The organism is Streptomyces sp. NPDC028305, assembly GCF_055569495.1.
Genome location: NZ_JBVHTN010000006.1, coordinates 899,417 through 916,926 on the forward strand (window position 1 = coordinate 899,417; position 17,510 = coordinate 916,926).

General features: G+C 72.2%; 16 protein-coding genes. 13 read left to right on the forward strand and 3 right to left on the reverse strand.

Features of this window, described 5'->3' with window-relative positions:
* Positions 1 to 1,089: a DUF5937 family protein gene (locus tag ACZ4WQ_RS29455; RefSeq protein WP_398376640.1), complete on the reverse strand. Its 1,089-nt coding sequence runs from the start codon at positions 1,087 to 1,089 to the stop codon at positions 1 to 3.
* 99 nt (positions 1,090 to 1,188) lie between these two features.
* Between ACZ4WQ_RS29455 and ACZ4WQ_RS29460 the strand changes: the two genes are divergently transcribed.
* Positions 1,189 to 1,509 (forward strand): hypothetical protein, encoded by a 321-nt coding sequence (locus tag ACZ4WQ_RS29460; protein ID WP_361186744.1) that lies wholly within the window; start codon positions 1,189 to 1,191, stop codon positions 1,507 to 1,509.
* Here the strand turns inward: ACZ4WQ_RS29460 and ACZ4WQ_RS29465 are convergent.
* Positions 1,417 to 2,610, reverse strand: coding sequence for a threonine aldolase family protein (locus ACZ4WQ_RS29465; protein WP_398376642.1), 1,194 nt, complete (start codon positions 2,608 to 2,610; stop codon positions 1,417 to 1,419). The two genes, ACZ4WQ_RS29460 and ACZ4WQ_RS29465, sit on opposite strands and share 93 nt — an antisense overlap.
* A gap of 148 nt (positions 2,611 to 2,758) precedes the next feature.
* On the opposite strand from ACZ4WQ_RS29465, the gene ACZ4WQ_RS29470 reads away from it, so the two are divergent.
* From ACZ4WQ_RS29470 to ACZ4WQ_RS29520, 11 genes are all read left to right on the forward strand, one after another.
* A complete protein-coding gene (locus tag ACZ4WQ_RS29470; protein WP_311727163.1) occupies positions 2,759 to 3,694 on the forward strand; it encodes a Rossmann-like and DUF2520 domain-containing protein in 936 nt (311 codons plus the stop codon).
* Entirely contained in the window at positions 3,691 to 4,668 is a 978-nt protein-coding gene (gene panC / locus ACZ4WQ_RS29475) for a pantoate--beta-alanine ligase (protein WP_398376644.1), read from the forward strand. The genes ACZ4WQ_RS29470 and panC overlap by 4 nt, the downstream gene beginning before the upstream one ends.
* Complete coding sequence (locus ACZ4WQ_RS29480) at positions 4,668 to 6,458, forward strand: L-aspartate oxidase (protein WP_398376646.1); 1,791 nt, start codon at positions 4,668 to 4,670, stop codon at positions 6,456 to 6,458. The genes panC and ACZ4WQ_RS29480 overlap by 1 nt, the downstream gene beginning before the upstream one ends.
* On the forward strand, positions 6,455 to 7,489 hold the full coding sequence (gene nadC, locus ACZ4WQ_RS29485; protein ID WP_398376648.1) for a carboxylating nicotinate-nucleotide diphosphorylase: 1,035 nt from the start codon (positions 6,455 to 6,457) through the stop codon (positions 7,487 to 7,489). The genes ACZ4WQ_RS29480 and nadC overlap by 4 nt, the downstream gene beginning before the upstream one ends.
* Positions 7,490 to 7,491: 2 nt before the next feature.
* Positions 7,492 to 8,289, forward strand: a complete 798-nt coding sequence (locus ACZ4WQ_RS29490) for a type III pantothenate kinase (protein ID WP_311727167.1) — start codon at positions 7,492 to 7,494, stop codon at positions 8,287 to 8,289.
* Between the two features lie 160 nt (positions 8,290 to 8,449).
* Entirely contained in the window at positions 8,450 to 10,105 is a 1,656-nt protein-coding gene (locus ACZ4WQ_RS29495) for a hypothetical protein (RefSeq protein ID WP_398376650.1), read from the forward strand.
* Positions 10,106 to 10,381: 276 nt separating this feature from the next.
* Positions 10,382 to 11,278 (forward strand): hypothetical protein, encoded by an 897-nt coding sequence (locus ACZ4WQ_RS29500; RefSeq protein ID WP_361186729.1) that lies wholly within the window; start codon positions 10,382 to 10,384, stop codon positions 11,276 to 11,278.
* Between the two features lie 56 nt (positions 11,279 to 11,334).
* Positions 11,335 to 11,511 (forward strand): hypothetical protein, encoded by a 177-nt coding sequence (locus ACZ4WQ_RS29505; protein ID WP_311727170.1) that lies wholly within the window; start codon positions 11,335 to 11,337, stop codon positions 11,509 to 11,511.
* Positions 11,512 to 11,625: 114 nt separating this feature from the next.
* Positions 11,626 to 12,021 (forward strand): BlaI/MecI/CopY family transcriptional regulator, encoded by a 396-nt coding sequence (locus ACZ4WQ_RS29510; RefSeq protein WP_311727172.1) that lies wholly within the window; start codon positions 11,626 to 11,628, stop codon positions 12,019 to 12,021.
* Between the two features lie 21 nt (positions 12,022 to 12,042).
* Positions 12,043 to 12,564, forward strand: coding sequence for an amino-acid N-acetyltransferase (locus tag ACZ4WQ_RS29515; protein ID WP_311727173.1), 522 nt, complete (start codon positions 12,043 to 12,045; stop codon positions 12,562 to 12,564).
* Positions 12,565 to 12,773: 209 nt separating this feature from the next.
* Positions 12,774 to 13,112 carry a histone-like nucleoid-structuring protein Lsr2 gene (locus ACZ4WQ_RS29520; protein ID WP_311727174.1) on the forward strand — a complete coding sequence of 113 codons (339 nt, stop codon included), beginning with the start codon at positions 12,774 to 12,776 and terminating at the stop codon, positions 13,110 to 13,112.
* Here ACZ4WQ_RS29520 and ACZ4WQ_RS29525 read toward each other — a convergent pair.
* Positions 13,051 to 13,683: an SCO3374 family protein gene (locus ACZ4WQ_RS29525; RefSeq protein WP_311727175.1), complete on the reverse strand. Its 633-nt coding sequence runs from the start codon at positions 13,681 to 13,683 to the stop codon at positions 13,051 to 13,053. The two genes, ACZ4WQ_RS29520 and ACZ4WQ_RS29525, sit on opposite strands and share 62 nt — an antisense overlap.
* Positions 13,684 to 14,219: 536 nt before the next feature.
* On the opposite strand from ACZ4WQ_RS29525, the gene ACZ4WQ_RS29530 reads away from it, so the two are divergent.
* Positions 14,220 to 16,745: an ATP-dependent Clp protease ATP-binding subunit gene (locus ACZ4WQ_RS29530; RefSeq protein ID WP_311727176.1), complete on the forward strand. Its 2,526-nt coding sequence runs from the start codon at positions 14,220 to 14,222 to the stop codon at positions 16,743 to 16,745.
* The last annotated feature ends 765 nt before the right edge of the window (positions 16,746 to 17,510 follow it).

The window sequence follows — 17,510 nt, forward strand, 5'->3', positions numbered from 1 at the left end:
CTACCTCAGGACGCTCTCCAGGAAGTCGCTGCCCAGCCGGGCCACCGCCGACAGCTCCAGCTGATGCAGCACGTACCGGCCGCGGCGGCGGGTGGTCAGCAGCCCCGCCTTCTTCATGACGGCGATGTGCCGGGAGACCTCCGGCGGGGTGATGCCGCAGCCGTCGGCCAGCTCGCCGGTGGTGTGCGGGCCGCGGGCCAGGGAGCGGCACAGGCGCATCCGCATCGGGTGGGCCAGCGCGTCCATCCTGCGCTGGACCAGTTCCAGCGCGGCGGGCGGCGGCAGGTCCGGGGCCGCGATCGGGTACTGGATCACCGGGCGCCGGCCGGGCGCGTACACCACGAGCAGATGCGGCCAGCCGAAGGTGGTCGGGATGAGGGTGACCCCCTGGCCGGCGGCCGTCGTCTCGCCCCCGGCGAGCTTGTCCACGAGGATGCGCCGTCCACCGCCTTCGCCCGGCGTCATGGACAGCGCGGCCGAGGTCGCCGCCAGCGCCTCATCGAGCCCCTTGTGCCGCAGCAGCTCCGCCTTGTGGCGGGCGTCGGCGGCCAGCTGGATCCGTACCCGCTGCCAGGTGTCCGCGAAGAACGCCCGGTCGCAGTCCTCCAGCAGGCGGCGCAGCCAGACCCGCAGCCCGTCCGGGTCCTCCAGCATCCGGTTGACGAACGCGGCCTGCTTCGGCCCACGGGCCGAGGCCATCTCGCGCGCCCGCGCCCGCTCGCCCGCGTCGACCAGCGGGGACGGCACGGGTTGTCCGTACGAGGAGCAGGCGATCTCGAAGGCCGCCGCCACGAACGTCTCGTCGTCGATCCGGTCCAGCGCGTCCAGCTCCTCCGCGAGGGTCGCCCCGGGCTCGGCGGGCAGCAGCAGATCGGAGCGGGAGGAGCGCCACAGGAAGTCCGCCTCGTGGAGCCGGTCGGCGAGGTCCGGCTTGAGGCCCGAGGCGGTGGCGGTGGCCCAGCCGTGCAGCCCCGGGTGGTGGCCGGGCTCGGACAGCACATGCAGCGCGGCGCCCAGCTCGGCGAGCGGGGAGGGGCTGAAGACGATGCGCTCGGGCGGCAGCCCGGTGATGTCGATGACGTTGGCCATGCCCCTATGGTGCGGTCCGCGCCGGCGGTCTCCGGCGTCGCTTGACGGCGATCGTCAATCGAGGTGACCGGCGGCCGGGGGCGGGCGCAGCCTCGTGTCATGAGCCTCACCGAGCAGTACGCACTCGACCTGTACCGAGCCGCTCAGCGCGGCGAACCCGCCCCGCCCGCGCCCCGCCCCGGCGACTGGCGCACCATCCGCGAGCTGAGCCGGCACCGCGACTTCCGCGCGGTGGTCGAGGAACGCCCGGCGCGCGGGGTGGCCCGGCTCGCCGCCCTCTTCTCCCGCCTCGCCCGCCGCCCGGCGCGGGCTGAGGCGGCAACCGCCTCAGCCGACCGCCAAGTCGCTCCCCGGCAGCCGCTCCAGGAAGGCGGCGACCGCGGCCGCGACATCGTCAGCCGTCCACTCCAGTGCGGATGAGGCGACCGTCACCTCGGTCATGGCCAGCCCCGGCGGCCCCGGCTCCCACCACCGGCCGAACAGGGTCGTCCGCGTCTCCTCCGCCAGCCGCAGCCCCGCCTCGTCCAGGTCGGCCGCCGGATACGGCAGCCACACCTGGAACTGGTGGATGTGCGGCTGGTGCGGATGCACCCGGAACCACGCCACCCCGGCGGCCGTGAACGCCTCGTCCAGCGCCCGCGCCACGACCTTGGCGTGCGCCACGTACGACGGCAGCCGGGGCAGCTCACGGTCCAGGCCGGCCAGCGCGGCCAGCGCCGCGGGCCACTGCTGGAACAGCTGCCCGCCGTACCGGTGCCGCCACGCCTTCGCCTCCTCCACCAGCGCCTCGGGCCCGGCCAGCGCGGCCCCCGAAATGCCGTCCAGGGACTTGTAGAACGACACGTACACCGAGTCCGCGAGGGCGGCGATCTCCGACAGCTCACGCCCGAAGTGCGGGGCGCACTCCCAGAGCCTCGCCCCGTCGAAGTGGACCACCGCCTCCCGCTCCCGCGCGGCCTCCACCACGGCGGTCAGCTCGTCCCAGGTGGGCAGCGCAAACCCCGCGTCGCGCAGCGGAAGCTCCAGGGCGAGCGTCCCGAAGGGCTCGTCCAGCTCCCGGATCTCCTCGGCCGTGGGCAGCCGCGGCTCGCTCGTCGGCCGTACCGCGCGCAGCCCGCTCACCGTCAGATAGGCGTCGCGCTCATGCATCTCCAGGTGCGAGAGCGGATGCACCGCCACGGCCGGATTGCCGGTGCGCCCCGCCCAGCAGCGCAGCGCGATCTGCTGGGCCATGGTGCCGGTGGGGAAGAAGGCGGCGGCCTCCATGCCGAGCAGGTCGGCGACCCGCCGCTCCAGCTTTTCGACGACCCCGTCCCCGTAGAAGTCCAGCCAGTCGTCCAGGTCGTGCGCCTCGGCCGCGTCCGCCGTCAGCCGGGCCAGCCGCTCGCCGAGCCGCTCACCCACCGCGAGGCTGGTCAGTGCCCGTGTCGAGCCGTGCCATGCCGCGAGCCTGCGGGCCCGTGCCCCGTCCGGCCGCCCCGGCTGTTCCGGTTGCTCCTGCTGGTCCGCGCTGTCCGCCATGCGCCGAGCATGGCCTACCCGGGATCCGCCGGGCCACAGGGTTTTCCACAGCCCTGGGGACGGGTCCGGATCATCCCCAGGTACTCGCGTAGCATGGCGGGGAATCGTCCGGTACCCCCTGAGGACTGGAACGGAAGGCCGTCGTCGAGTGAACGCACATCCACTTCCCGAGCCACAGGACCGCCCGGCCCGGCTCACCGTCGGGGTCGTCGGCGCCGGTCGCGTCGGCCCCGCCCTCGCCGCCTCGCTGCGGCTCGCCGGGCACCGCCCCGTCGCCGCTTCCGGCGTCTCCGACGCCTCGGTGCGCCGGGCCGCCGCCCTGCTCCCCGAGGTCCCGATCGTCCCGCCCGCCGAAGTGCTGGCGCGGGCCGAGCTGGTCCTGCTGACCGTCCCGGACGACGCGCTGCCCGACCTGGTCAGCGGCCTCGCCGAGACCGGCGCGGTGCGCCCCGGGCAGCTGCTCGTCCACACCTCCGGGCGGTACGGCACGGATGTGCTGGACCCCGCCCTGCGCGCCGGGGCGCTGCCGCTCGCGCTGCACCCCGTCATGACCTTCACCGGCACCCCTGTCGACGTCCAGCGGATCGCGGGCTGCTCCTTCGGGGTCACCGCCCCCGAGGAGCTGCGCATGGCGGCCGAGGCCCTGGTCATCGAGATGGGCGGCGAGCCCGAGTGGATCGCGGAGGACGCCCGGCCGCTCTACCACGCCGCCCTCGCCATCGGCGCCAACCACCTGGTCACCCTGGTCGCCCAGGCCATGGACCTGCTGCGCGCCGCCGGGGTCGGTACCCCCGACCGGATGCTCGGCCCGCTGCTGGGCGCCGCCCTGGACAACGCCCTGCGCAGCGGTGACGCCGCGCTGACCGGCCCGGTCGCGCGCGGCGACGCCGGGACCGTCGCCGCCCATGTCGCCGAGCTGCACCGGCACGCCCCCCAGGCCGTGCCCGGCTATCTCGCGATGGCCCGCGCGACCGCCGACCGGGCGCTCGCCCACGGGCTGCTCAAGCCCGAGCTCGCCGAGGACCTGCTGGGCGTCCTGTCGGACGTCTCCGACGCCCCCGGCAGGGGAGGGGCGGGAGCATGAGCCCGAAGCTGTGGCGCAAGGCCGGGCCCGGCGAGCCCGATGTGGAGCTGTTCACCAGCCGCGCCGACTTCGACGCCGCCCTGGCGCAGTTCGCCGCGCCGGGGCGCGTCGCCGTCGTCATGACCATGGGCGCGCTCCACGACGGCCACGCCTCCCTCATACGCGCGGCCCGCGCCCGGGTCGGCGCCAAGGGCATGGTGACGGTCACCGTCTTCGTCAACCCCCTTCAGTTCGGCGCGGGCGAGGACCTGGAGCGCTATCCGCGCACGCTCGACGCCGACCTCGAGGTCGCGGCCGCCGCGGGCGCGGACATCGTCTTCGCCCCGCCGGTCGGCGAGGTGTACGCGAGCGGCGAGCCCTCGGTGCGGATGGCCGCCGGGCCCATGGGGGAGGGGTACGAGGGCGCCTCGCGCCCCGGGCACTTCGACGGGGTGCTCACCGTCGTGGCCAAGCTGCTCCACCTCACCCGCCCCGACTTCGCGTTCTTCGGCGAGAAGGACGCCCAGCAGCTGGCCGTGATCCGCCGCATGGCGCTCGACCTGGACTTCCCCGTCGAGATCGTCGGCGCTCCGACGGTCAGGGAGGCCGACGGCCTCGCGCTCTCCAGCCGTAACCGCTATTTGTCGGCGCCGGAGCGGAGCACCGCCCTGACCCTGTCCCGTGCGCTGTTCGCGGGCCGGGACGCGGGGCGGCAGGCGGCGCCGGAACACAGCGGCCCCGAGAACCCCGGCAGCCCCGGCGGGCTCCCCCTTGTCGCCTCCCCCCAGGCGGTCCGGACGGCCGCGCGCGCGGCGCTCGACGAGGCGGCCGCCCTCGAACCACCCCTCGCCCTCGACTATCTGGCGCTCGTCGACCCCTCGGACTTCACCGAGGTCGCCGACGACCACACCGGCGAGGCCGTCCTCGCCGTCGCCGCCAAGGTCGGTACCACGCGCCTGATAGACAACGTCCGTCTGTGGTTCGGAGCCGCGTGATGATCCAAGAGAAGAAGCCGGCGCCCGCCGGCGCGGCGCTGCGCGCCCCGGCCCCTGGCTGGGCCATCGAGGCCGACGTCGTGGTCGTCGGCTCGGGCGTCGCCGGCCTGACCATCGCGCTGCGCTGCGCCGCCGCCGGGGCGAAGGTCACGGTCGTCACCAAGGCCCGCCTCGACGACGGCTCCACGCGCTGGGCCCAGGGCGGCATAGCGGCCGCCCTCGGCGAGGGCGACACCCCCGAGCAGCACCTCGACGACACCCTGGTCGCCGGCGCCGGGCTCTGCGACGAGGAGGCCGTGCGCGCCCTGGTCACCGAGGGCCCCGGCGCCGTACGCCGCCTGATCGGCACCGGCGCCCGGTTCGACGCCGACGACGACACCGGCGAGATCCTGCTGACCCGCGAGGGCGGCCACCACCGCCGCCGCATCGCACACGCCGGCGGCGACGCGACCGGCGCGGAGATCTCCCGGACGCTGGTCGAGGCGGTGCGCGCGGCCGGCATCGAGACCGTTGAGAACGCGCTGGTGCTCGACCTCCTCAAGGACGCGTCCGGCCGCGCGGCGGGCGTCACCCTGCACGTCATGGGCGAGGGCCGGCGGGACGGCGTCGGCGCGGTCCGCGCGGGCGCGGTGGTCCTCGCGACCGGCGGCATGGGCCAGGTGTTCTCCGCCACCACCAACCCCGCCGTCTCCACCGGCGACGGCGTGGCCCTCGCGCTGCGCGCCGGGGCGGAGGTCTCCGACCTGGAGTTCGTGCAGTTCCACCCCACCGTGCTGTGGCTCGGCCCGGAGGCGGAGGGGCAGCAGCCGCTGGTCTCGGAGGCAGTGCGGGGCGAGGGCGCGTATCTCGTCGACGCCGACGGCGTCCGCTTCATGCAGGGGCAGCACGAGCTGGCCGAGCTCGCGCCCCGCGACATCGTCGCCAAGGGCATCCTGCGGCGGATGCTCGAGCAGGGCGCCGAGCACATGTATCTGGACGCGCGCCACTTCGGCGAGCGGATGTGGGAGCACCGCTTCCCGACCATCCTCACCGCCTGCCGCGCCCATGGCATCGACCCGGTCACCGAGCCCATCCCGGTGGCGCCCGCCGCCCACTACGCGAGCGGCGGCGTACGCACCGACCTGCGCGGCCGCACCACCGTCCCCGGGCTCTACGCCTGCGGCGAGGTCGCCTGCACCGGGGTCCACGGCGCCAACCGGCTGGCCTCCAACTCCCTCCTGGAGGGCCTGGTCTTCGCGGAGCGCATCGCCGAGGACATCGCCTCCGCCCCGGCCCCGCAGGCGCACCGGGCCCCCGCCCCGCGGGTGGCCCCCGGCGAGGGGCCGCTGCTGCCGCCCGAGGCCCGCTACACCATCCAGCGGATCATGACCGAGGGGGCCGGGGTGATCCGGTCCGCCGAGAGCCTGGCCCAGGCCGCGGCCCGGCTGGAGCAGGTCCACGGCGAGGCCACCGAGGCGCTCGGCCGCGACGGCAAGACGGCCGAGCCCGGGGTCGACACCTGGGAGGCGACCAACCTCCTCCTCGTCGCCCGCGTCCTGGTGGCCGCCGCCCTCCGCCGCGAGGAGACCCGCGGCTGCCACTGGCGCGAGGACCGCCCCGACCGGGACGACCGGGCCTGGCACCGCCACCTCCTGGTCACCCTGCGCCCCGACGACACGCTGGACGTCCGTACGACGGACTCGGAGGCGTTCCCGGCGACGGGGGTGTCCCCGAAGACCGGGGAGTCCCCCGCGACCGGGGCGTTCCCCCCACTCACCACCCCCCGAACGGATACGGAGTCCCACCCGTGAGCAGCACCCCCGACGACCGCCCCCAGCCCGTGGAACTCCCGCTGCTTCAGATCGGCCTCCCCGGCGGGGGCCCCGGCTGCGGTGACGCCTGCGGCTGCGGCGCCGACGACGAGGCGTACGACCTCGACCCGATGGAGTGCGGCCTGGACCCCGACCTCGCCCAGCTCCTGGCCGACGCCGGGCTCGACCCCGTCAAGGTCGAGGACATCGCGCACCTGGCGATCGAGGAGGACCTCGACCACGGCGTGGATGTGACGACCGTGGCCACCATCCCCGAGGACGCCATGGCCACCGGCGACTTCACCGCCCGCGAGGCGGGCGTCGTCGCGGGGCTGCATGTCGCCGAGGCGGTGCTGTCCATCGTCTGCACCGACGCGTTCGAGGTCGAGCGGCATGTCGAGGACGGCGACCTGGTCGCCGCCGGCCAGAAGCTGCTCACCGTCCGCACCCGCACCCGCGATCTGCTCACCGCCGAGCGCAGCGCGCTCAACCTGATGTGCCGGCTGTCCGGCATCGCCACCGCCACCCGCGCCTGGGCCGAGGCCCTGGAGGGCACCAAGGCGAAGGTCCGCGACACCCGCAAGACCACCCCGGGGCTGCGCGTGCTGGAGAAGTACGCGGTGCGCTGCGGCGGTGGCGTCAACCACCGCATGTCGCTGTCGGACGCGGCCCTGGTCAAGGACAATCACGTGATCGCGGCGGGCGGCGTGGCCGAGGCGTTCAAGGCCGTGCGCGCCGAGTTCCCGGACGTGGCCGTGGAGGTGGAGGTCGACACCCTCGACCAGATCCCGCCGGTGCTCGACGCGGGCGCGGATCTGATCCTGCTCGACAACTTCACCCCGGAGCAGACCCGGCAGGCGGTCGAGCTGGTCGCGGGCCGCGCCGCCCTGGAGTCCTCGGGCCGCCTCACCCTGGCCAACGCGCGGGAGTACGGCGAGACGGGTGTCGACTACCTCGCCGTCGGCGCGCTCACCCACTCCTCCCCGATCCTCGACATCGGCCTGGACCTGCGCGAGGCCGAGGCGAACTGACGATGCTGCTGACCATCGACGTGGGAAACACCCACACCGTGCTGGGCCTGTTCGACGGCGACGAGATCGTCGAACACTGGCGGATCTCCACGGACGCCCGCCGCACCGCCGACGAGCTGGCCGTCATCCTCCAGGGCCTGATGGGCATGCACCCTCTCCTCGGCGAGGAGCTGGGCGACGGCATCGAGGGCATCTCCATCTGCTCCACCGTCCCCTCGGTGCTGCACGAGCTGCGCGAGGTGACCCGCCGCTACTACGGGGACGTGCCCTCCGTCCTGGTCGAGCCCGGGGTGAAGACCGGGGTGCCGATCCTGATGGACAACCCGAAGGAGGTCGGCGCCGACCGGATCATCAACGCCCTGGCGGCCGTCGAGCTCTACGAGGGCCCGTGCGTGGTCGTCGACTTCGGCACGGCGACGACCTTCGACGCGGTCAGCGCGCGCGGCGAGTACGTGGGCGGGGTGATCGCGCCCGGCATCGAGATCTCGGTCGAGGCGCTCGGGGTGCGCGGCGCGCAGCTGCGCAAGATCGAGCTGGCCCGGCCGCGCAGCGTCATCGGCAAGAACACCGTCGAGGCGATGCAGGCCGGCATTCTGTACGGGTTCGCGGGCCAGGTCGACGGCGTGGTCCGGCGGATGGCGCGCGAACTGGCCGACGACCCCGAGGATGTGACGGTCATCGCCACCGGGGGCCTGGCCCCCATGGTGCTGGGCGAGTCCTCGGTCATCGACGAGCACGAGCCGTGGCTGACCCTGATCGGCCTGCGCCTGGTGTACGAGCGCAACGTCGCGCGAGGCTGACCCGCCCCGGTCCCGCCTCACCCTCTCCCACCCCTGCTCACAACTTTCCGTTCACCGGAGGGCAACCATCCGGTCAGCGGAACGGTCTTGCGGGCGAACGTAGTCGGGTCGTCGTGAGATGGGCATGGGACGCATGTGGCATAAGGGGAAAACGATTCATGTGGCGGCCGTCGGAGTGGTGATCGCGCTCGGGACGGCCGTCGGCGCGCCCTCCGCCTACGCGGAGGACGAGCCGACCCAACCCTGGGCCGAGATCACCGCGCCCCGGCAGATCGCCCTGCCGTCGGCGGCCGCCGGCCAGGAGGCCGTCGCCCCGAGTGTGGGTTATTCGTTCGCTGACGGCGGGGCCGAATTCCCCTTGCCCGAGAACGCCAAGATGGTCATCGACGCCAGCGGCCTCGAAGGCGTCGCGACCATCAAGGCGAAAAACGAGCAGTGCACCGCCTCCGGCGCGGTCGTCACCTGCCTCGACAACGGCAACCTCCACGGCCCCTGGGAGCCGTTCACGCTCACCGCCGACTCCGACGCCGAGCCCGGTGCCTCCGGCACCATCAGCTACGAGGTGACGGCCGACGGCGCGACCGGGGACAAGGGCTCCTCCAAGGTCGTGGTCGGCTCGCCCCAACTGGTCGTGGGTAAACTGCCGGACCGCGACGGCCTCAAGACCGGCTCCACGGTGGACCTGCCCCTGACGGTGCGGAACACCGGGGATCTGCCCGCCGAGCGCGTCAATATCGAACTCAGCAGCGTCCCGGGCATCGAATTCACGACCAAGCCGAAGAACTGTAGCTTCGGCTCCGAATGGGACGACTCCGCGCGCGTCTACTGCTCCATCGACACCGCGATCGAACCGGGCCGGTCCGCGAAGCTCGACACCCCGCTGACCGTCAAGGTGACCAAGGCCGCCCTGGCCCCCTGGATCGACTACGCGGTCGAGGCCGTCCCGGCGGGCAGCGAGGCGAACCCGAACGGCACCCCCGGCACCGGGTCCCCGATCGCCTTCACGGCCGCCCCGGGCGGTGACTTCGAGACCGGCGGCAAGAGCAGCGTCTCCCTCCGTACCGACAACCACGCCGACTTCCGCGCCGTGGGCGGCGCCATCACCCCGCAGGCCGACGGCACCACGGGCGGGCTGCGGTTCGGGCTGACCAACGGCGGCCCGGCGGCCGCGTACCGCAAGGACGGCCAGCCGCTTCTGTACGCCGACATCACGCTGCCCAAGGGCGTCACCGGGCTCACCAACCACATCGACGAGGAGCCGGATCAGGACACCACCGGCGAGTGCCTGACGTATGTGAGCGAGACCGAGACCAAGAAGTTCGAGCCGGGCCACAGCCGCTATCTGTGCCCCGAGGCCTCGACCGAGCTGCCCGGCGAGGGCCAGATGTACGGCCTCGGCGTGAAGATCGCCAAGGGCGCCGACCAGAACGCCACCGGCACCGTCAAGCTGGTCCCCGGCCCGGCGGGCTTCAGCACCAACGACCCGAATTCGGCCAACGACACCGCGAAGATCACCTTCAAGGGCGCGTCCGGCGGCCCGGACGAGTCCTCCTCCACGGGCGGTGACGGCACGGCCGGCTCGACCGACGGCGGCTCCGGTGACGGCTCGGCCTCCGGCTCCCAGAAGGGCGGGACGTCCGGCTCCGGCGACTCCGCCACGGGCGGCGGCTCCTCCGACGACGGTTCCAAGGGCGGCACGATGGCCCTGACCGGCGCGGGCGGCATCGGCCTGATGGCGGGCGGCGCCGCGGTGGCGCTCGCGCTGGGCGGCGCCGCGGTGGTGGTCACCCGCCGCCGCCGAGCGGCCCGCGTCTGACCCCGGCCCGCGCACCCCGACTCACCCACCCCGACTCACCCACCCCGACTCACCCACCCCGGCGCCCCCGGCCGTCGGCCCGCTCGCACACCGAGCGGCCGAGGCCGGGGGCGCCGGCGTTCACCGGACCTTTCACATCCGCCCCGCACGTTTCCGCGCCCGCCGCGGCACCATGCGCCTTCCGCGTCATCCGTCACATCATCCGTATGTTTCCGCAACGCGCCGCACCGCCCCGCGCTCAGCGAATTTTGTCCGCTTAGCACTTAAAGTCGGCCCATGCCCACGCCATATGGATCCCGCGGCGGAATGGCGTTCAGTGCGGATGAGCTGCGTGTGCTCCGACGCGCCCTCGCCATCGCCCTCCAACCCCATCCCGTCACCCTCTCCCCCGGCCACGGGGGCCCGGACCGGACGGAGGAGGTCCAGGACTGCCTCCGCCTCGCCGAGGCCGTGGACGAAGCGGTCCGCGAGGGCGGGCGGCTGCGAGCCTTTCTGCTCGACGAGCTCGCCCGCTACCGCGCCGCCCTCCCAGGCGCCGCCGTCGGCTATCTCGACCAGCTCGAGGGCGTCCTGGCGGCCGGCTACGAGCCGCTTCCCGAGGACCTGGCCGCGCTGCGCGCGCTGTGCCGGTCCGCGGCCGGGACCGGCGAGGCCGAGCGCCGTCGCGCCCTGCTGCGCCACTGCGAGCGGCTCGCCGAGCGAGGGGTGCGGGCCCGGCTCGCGGAGCGCGCGGCGGGGGCCCTGTGGCCCCGTGACGGCCGGTCCGCGGCGGTCCGTCTGAGGGTGCTGCCCGGCGGGGCCCCCGCGGGCGGCGTCCGGGCGGTGCAGAAGAGCGGCGAACCCGCGCGGGAGCCGCGCAAGAAGCCGTCCGCCCCCGAGCGCGGGGCCCGCGAGGAGCCCAAGCGGGGCGGCCCGGCCCAGGGCGAGCCCAAAAAAGAAGAGCCCGAAAAGGGCGAGCCCAAGCGGGAGGAGCCCAAGAAGGGCGAACCCGGGCGCGCCGAGCCGACGCGTGGCGAACCGACGCGTGGCGAACCGAAGCGCGGCGAGCCGGGCCACAAGGCGCCGCGTCCGGGCCGGCCGGTGCCCACACCGGCGGAGGTCTTCCCGCCCAAGCGCCGCCGCCCGGCCGCGCCGCCGGACCGCGACTCCCGGCTCGGACGGGTCCCCGCCTGAGGCCGGGCGGGCGCACCCCGTAATCTGGACGCCTCGAGTCTGGAGGAGCGACAGCCATGGATTACGTCTCCGCGCTGGTCCCGCCCGTGGTGATGGCCGTGGCCTTCACCGCGCTGATCAGGACGATCGTGAAGAGCCAGGGCGGTGCCAACAAGGCCAAGGAGGACGCCGCCGTGGACGCGGCGCTCGCCCGCGCCGAGGCCGAGCAGCAGGCGCGGCCCAGCGCTTCCTGACCCGCCCGGAACCGATGGGGCCGTACGTCCCGGGATGACATCGTCCCGGGATGTGCGCCCCTTTTTTGCGCGCATGAACCCGACATTCGCGACATCTCCCACTATTATTCACGTGTGCCTCGGCCATTGGGAGACCTTGAAGACGCGGTCATGACGCGGGTGTGGAAGTGGAACCGCCCGGTCACGGTCCGGGAAGTCCTGGAAGACCTTCAACAGGAACGCTCGATCGCCTACACGACGGTCATGACCGTAATGGACAACCTCCATCAGAAGGGCTGGCTGCGCCGCGAGGTGCAAGGGCGCGCCTATCGATATGCCGCGGTCTCCACGCGCGCCGCCTACTCGGCCGCACTGATGAACGAGGCATGGTCCGCCAGTGACAACCCGGCCGCCGCGCTCGTCGCGTTCTTCGGGATGATGTCCGAAGAGCAGCGAGATGCGCTGCGGGATGCGATGCGCGTCGTACAACTCGAAGAGCCCCGTGAGAGCCCCGGTGAGTCCGGGCGATGAGACCGGCGATAGCGTCCGAGCATGTCCTTGGCTCAATCTAAAGCAGTCACCGTCCGCCGTGCCCGGACCAGTGATGTGCCGGCCCTCCGTCGCCTCATCAACGTCTACGTGGCTGATCGCATCCTCCTCGACAAAGCGACGGTGACGCTTTACGAGGACATCCAGGAGTTCTGGGTGGCGGAGCGGGACGGCGACGCGGAGGTCATTGGCTGCGGTGCGCTGCATGTCATGTGGGAAGACCTGGCGGAGGTTCGCACTCTCGCGGTGGATCCCGCCGTGAAGGGTGGTGGTGTAGGCCACCTGGTGCTCGACAAGCTGTTGCAAACGGCGCGCTGGCTCGGCGTACGGCGCATTTTCTGCCTCACCTTCGAAGTCGACTTCTTCACCAAGCACGGCTTCGTGGAGATCGGCGAGACGCCGGTCGACGGTGATGTCTACAGTGAGCTGCTGCGTTCCTATGACGAGGGCGTCGCGGAGTTCCTGGGGCTCGAACGGGTGAAGCCGAACACCCTTGGCAACAGCCGGATGCTTCTGCAACTGTGATCGCGGGCCCTATGTCCGAATCGCTCCCCTATCGCATGGCTCCGGAACAGAGCGTTCCCCTGTGGTCCATCGACCGAACCTTCCCGGGGGGTTTGTGTTTTTCCGGGAAAAGCGGTTTCCTATTCTCCCGTAGTGTAATTACCTGGGGGTGGGGACATCAGCGCCTAACGCTGCGGCCCGAGCTCCCGGTTTCTGAAGAAAGGAACCTCATGGCACAGAAGGTTCAGGTCCTTCTTGTCGACGACATCGACGGCGGCGAGGCGGACGAGACTGTGACGTTCGCGCTGGACGGCAAGAGCTACGAGATCGACCTCACCACGGACAACGCGGACAAGCTCCGTGACGCCCTGGAGCCCTTCACCAAGGGCGGCCGTCGCACCGGTGGCCGCGCTGCCGCCACCCGCGGCAAGGCCCGCCCCGCGGCGGCCGGTGCCGGCCAGGACACCGCGAAGATTCGCGCCTGGGCCAAGGAGAACGGCTACGAGGTCAACGACCGCGGGCGTGTCCCGGCGACTGTGCGCGAGGCATACGAGAAGGCCAACGCCTGATTGCGTCACCTTCTCCGGTCGGCCGGGCTCCCCGCTGTCCCGGCAGTGGCCGAGCGCGCAGCAACCGGGCACGGTGGCACTCCGTGGCCGCCGCACCCACGAGCCGTACGAGATCGGGGGCGTCCCCATCGCCCCCGAACCCTGCCACCGGCAGCATCGGCTCCACCCCGCCCCCCGGCTCGGGAGGTCGCAGCCACACGGCGGCCTCCTGCGGGCCCTGCTCTCCACGTGCCGTCCCCAGCGGCCGGGAGGAGGGGCACGGCGCGGTGATCCGGCCGCCTGCACCGATGGCGGTCAGATCGAGGGGGACATCGCCCCATTCCAGCCAGTCGAGCAGCCCCGGCAGCTCGTCTGCGCCGCCCGCGGCCACCCATAGCCGCATCCTGGGGCCCTCCACCGCGACCGGACCGGTCCGCGGTACGCGCCGCAGCAAGGCGAAACCGGCGTCGGCCGGCAGCTCCAGCACGTCGAAGCGCACCCCCGTGAGCAGTTCGACGGGATTGCTGCCGGTCGTCGGCCATCCCAGCTCGTTCTCGTACCACTGAGCGAGGCCCGGAGTCGTGAGGGGCATGCCCGGAGTAACTCCGTCCCTCTCCGAAAGTCACGTGCTCCGAATATCACGTCCTTCGAGAGCCATGTGCTCCGAGAGGTCCTTCGAGAGCCCCGCGCCGCAGATCGCGCAATGTCGCGACGCGTACGCGCCCCGTATCCGCCAAGGGGCTTACAGGAGTGGTGAACGGGCGCAAGGTTGTTCGCCCGTAGCGGAGGGAACCGGCCCGCGCCGCATGGAGTGTCAGCCCATGCGGGTAAGAGATGCCTAGTGGGAGGGGCGGTCCCTGGGCCGGGAGGCGGTCGCGTTCGCCACGGGCGTAGTGGCGGCGGGCGTAGATGCCTGGCCTGCGGGAACATCGTCTCGCACCATCGGGTTGGAGCTGTTGTCGGCTGTTCGGGGAAAGGGAGCGTGTGCTGCCTTCCTCGCGAGAGCGGGGTGATCCGGATGGGCGTCGGCAGTTGGAATGAGCGGTCCCCGCTTGCGGGACTAAGCTGCGGAAGGACAGAGAGGGGAGCGCCCCCTTACTGCCTGACCGCTCTGAGGAGCGATTAACGATGTTCGAGAGGTTCACCGACCGCGCGCGGCGGGTTGTCGTCCTGGCTCAGGAAGAAGCCCGGATGCTCAACCACAACTACATCGGCACCGAGCACATCCTCCTGGGCCTGATCCACGAGGGTGAGGGTGTCGCCGCTAAGGCCCTGGAGAGCCTCGGGATTTCGCTCGAGGCGGTCCGCCAGCAGGTGGAGGAGATCATCGGCCAGGGCCAGCAGGCCCCGTCCGGGCACATCCCCTTCACCCCCCGTGCCAAGAAGGTCCTGGAGCTGTCGCTCCGCGAGGCCCTCCAGCTCGGCCACAACTACATCGGCACGGAGCACATCCTGCTCGGCCTGATCCGCGAGGGCGAGGGCGTCGCCGCCCAGGTCCTGGTGAAGCTGGGCGCCGACCTGAACCGGGTCCGGCAGCAGGTCATCCAGCTGCTCTCCGGGTACTCGGGCAAGGAGGCCGCCACGGCCGGCGGCCCGGCGGAGGGCACCCCCTCCACCTCCCTCGTCCTGGACCAGTTCGGCCGCAACCTCACCCAGGCCGCCCGCGAATCCAAGCTCGACCCGGTCATCGGGCGCGAGAAGGAGATCGAGCGGGTCATGCAGGTGCTCTCGCGCCGCACCAAGAACAACCCGGTCCTCATCGGCGAGCCCGGCGTCGGCAAGACGGCGGTCGTCGAGGGCCTGGCCCAGGCCATCGTCAAGGGCGAGGTGCCCGAGACCCTCAAGGACAAGCACCTCTACACCCTGGACCTGGGCGCCCTGGTCGCCGGCTCCCGCTACCGCGGTGACTTCGAGGAGCGCCTGAAGAAGGTGCTCAAGGAGATCCGCACCCGCGGCGACATCATCCTGTTCATCGACGAGCTCCACACCCTGGTGGGTGCGGGCGCCGCCGAGGGCGCGATCGACGCGGCGAGCATCCTCAAGCCCATGCTGGCGCGAGGCGAGCTCCAGACCATCGGCGCGACCACGCTCGACGAGTACCGCAAGTACTTGGAGAAGGACGCGGCCCTGGAGCGCCGCTTCCAGCCCATCCAGGTCGCCGAGCCCTCGCTGCCGCACACCATCGAGATCCTCAAGGGCCTGCGGGACCGCTACGAGGCGCACCACCGCGTCTCCATCACGGACTCCGCCCTGGTCGCGGCCGCCACCCTGGCCGACCGCTACATCTCGGACCGCTTCCTCCCGGACAAGGCGATCGACCTGATCGACGAGGCCGGCTCCCGGATGCGCATCCGCCGCATGACCGCACCGCCGGACCTGCGCGAATTCGACGAGAAGATCGCCGATGTGCGCCGGGAGAAGGAGTCCGCGATCGACTCGCAGGACTTCGAGATGGCCGCGGGCCTGCGCGACAAGGAGAAGCAGCTCCTGGCCGCCAAGGCGAAGCGCGAGAAGGAGTGGAAGGCCGGCGACATGGACGTCGTCGCCGAGGTGGACGAGGAGCTGATCGCCGAGGTCCTGGCCACGGCCACGGGCATCCCGGTCTTCAAGCTCACCGAGGAGGAGTCCTCCCGGCTGCTGCGCATGGAGGACGAGCTGCACAAGCGCGTCATCGGCCAGAAGGACGCCATCAAGGCGCTCTCGCAGGCCATCCGGCGCACGCGTGCAGGTCTGAAGGACCCGAAGCGCCCCGGTGGATCGTTCATCTTCGCGGGCCCGTCCGGTGTCGGTAAGACCGAGCTCAGCAAGACCCTCGCCGAATTCCTGTTCGGCGACGAGGACGCGATGATCTCGCTCGACATGTCGGAGTTCAGCGAGAAGCACACCGTCTCGCGGCTCTTCGGCTCCCCGCCCGGATACGTGGGCTACGAGGAGGGCGGCCAGCTCACCGAGAAGGTGCGCCGCAAGCCGTTCTCCGTGGTCCTCTTCGACGAGGTCGAGAAGGCCCACCCGGACATCTTCAACTCGCTGCTCCAGATCCTGGAGGACGGTCGCCTGACCGACTCCCAGGGCCGGGTCGTGGACTTCAAGAACACGGTCATCATCATGACCACCAACCTCGGCACCCGGGACATCTCCAAGGGCTTCAACCTGGGCTTCGCCGCCCAGGGCGATGTGAAGACCGGCTACGAGCGGATGAAGGCGAAGGTCAACGAGGAGCTCAAGCAGCACTTCCGGCCCGAGTTCCTCAACCGCGTCGACGACACGGTCGTCTTCCACCAGCTCAGCGAGGAAGACATCATCCAGATCGTCGACCTCATGATCGACAAGGTGGACGAGCGGCTCAAGGACCGCGACATGGGCATCGAGCTCAGTGGCGACTCCAAGAAGCTGCTGGCCAAGAAGGGCTACGACCCCGTGCTGGGCGCCCGGCCGCTGCGCCGGACCATCCAGCGCGAGATCGAGGACGTGCTGTCGGAGAAGATCCTCTTCGGCGAGCTGCGCCCCGGTCACATCGTGGTCGTGGACACCGAGGGCGAGGGTGAGGAGAAGAAGTTCACCTTCCGCGGCGAGGAGAAGTCGGCCCTGCCCGACACCCCGCCGATCGAGTCCGCGGCGGGCGGCGCGGGTCCGAACCTCAGCAAGGAGGCGTGACCTCCCGCCCAGAGCGCACAGGGGCTGCCCCGAACCGTTCTCACGGTCCGGGGCAGCCCCTTTGGGTGGGGGTGGGCCCCGAGAGCCGTCAGCGGGCCGTCAGGGCCCTCCTGGGAGGTCGGCTGCGGGTCGGCTGCGGGACTGGCTGGGGCATCGGCTGGGGCGCCGATCAGGAGCGTGCGGCCCCTCGTTCAGGACGGCTGCCGGATAGGGCAGCATTTCCGGCCCGACAGGACCGATCCGGCCGAGTGCCCGGGCCTCTTCCGAGATGGCCGGACGGACCGGATCCCGGGTAAAGCGGCGCACCCGGGGCGCGTACCTCCGGAGTTTCCGACGGCGTGCGGGTACCGGGCGGGCGCCTTTCCGGGCGGCGAGCAGGACCTTCACGATGTACGCGCATTCATCGCGCCGGGCCGGCCGCCGGCATTCCGATCACCCCTCCCCGGCCGTCTCTTCCCGGCCGCCCTGGCGGCTGTGTTCGATCAGGAAGTCGAAAATCGTGCCGCTCGGCGACCGGTCTCGCACTCGGATAGGCCCGGAGGGTCCGCTGGAAGGCCCGGCGGAAGGCCGAGTGGAAGGCACGGCGGAAGGTCCGGCGGAAGGTCCGGCGCACGAAATCGATCGCTCCCGGCGCGGGCTCGCGCAATAGTCCGGTGCGGGGCCGGCGGGCATCCAACGAGATCGATTCCGTCCGGCGACGGCATGGAGCGCTCGCTGCCGCGGTCGATCCAGAAGCGTGGAAAGGGCGGAGCGCCGCGGATCACA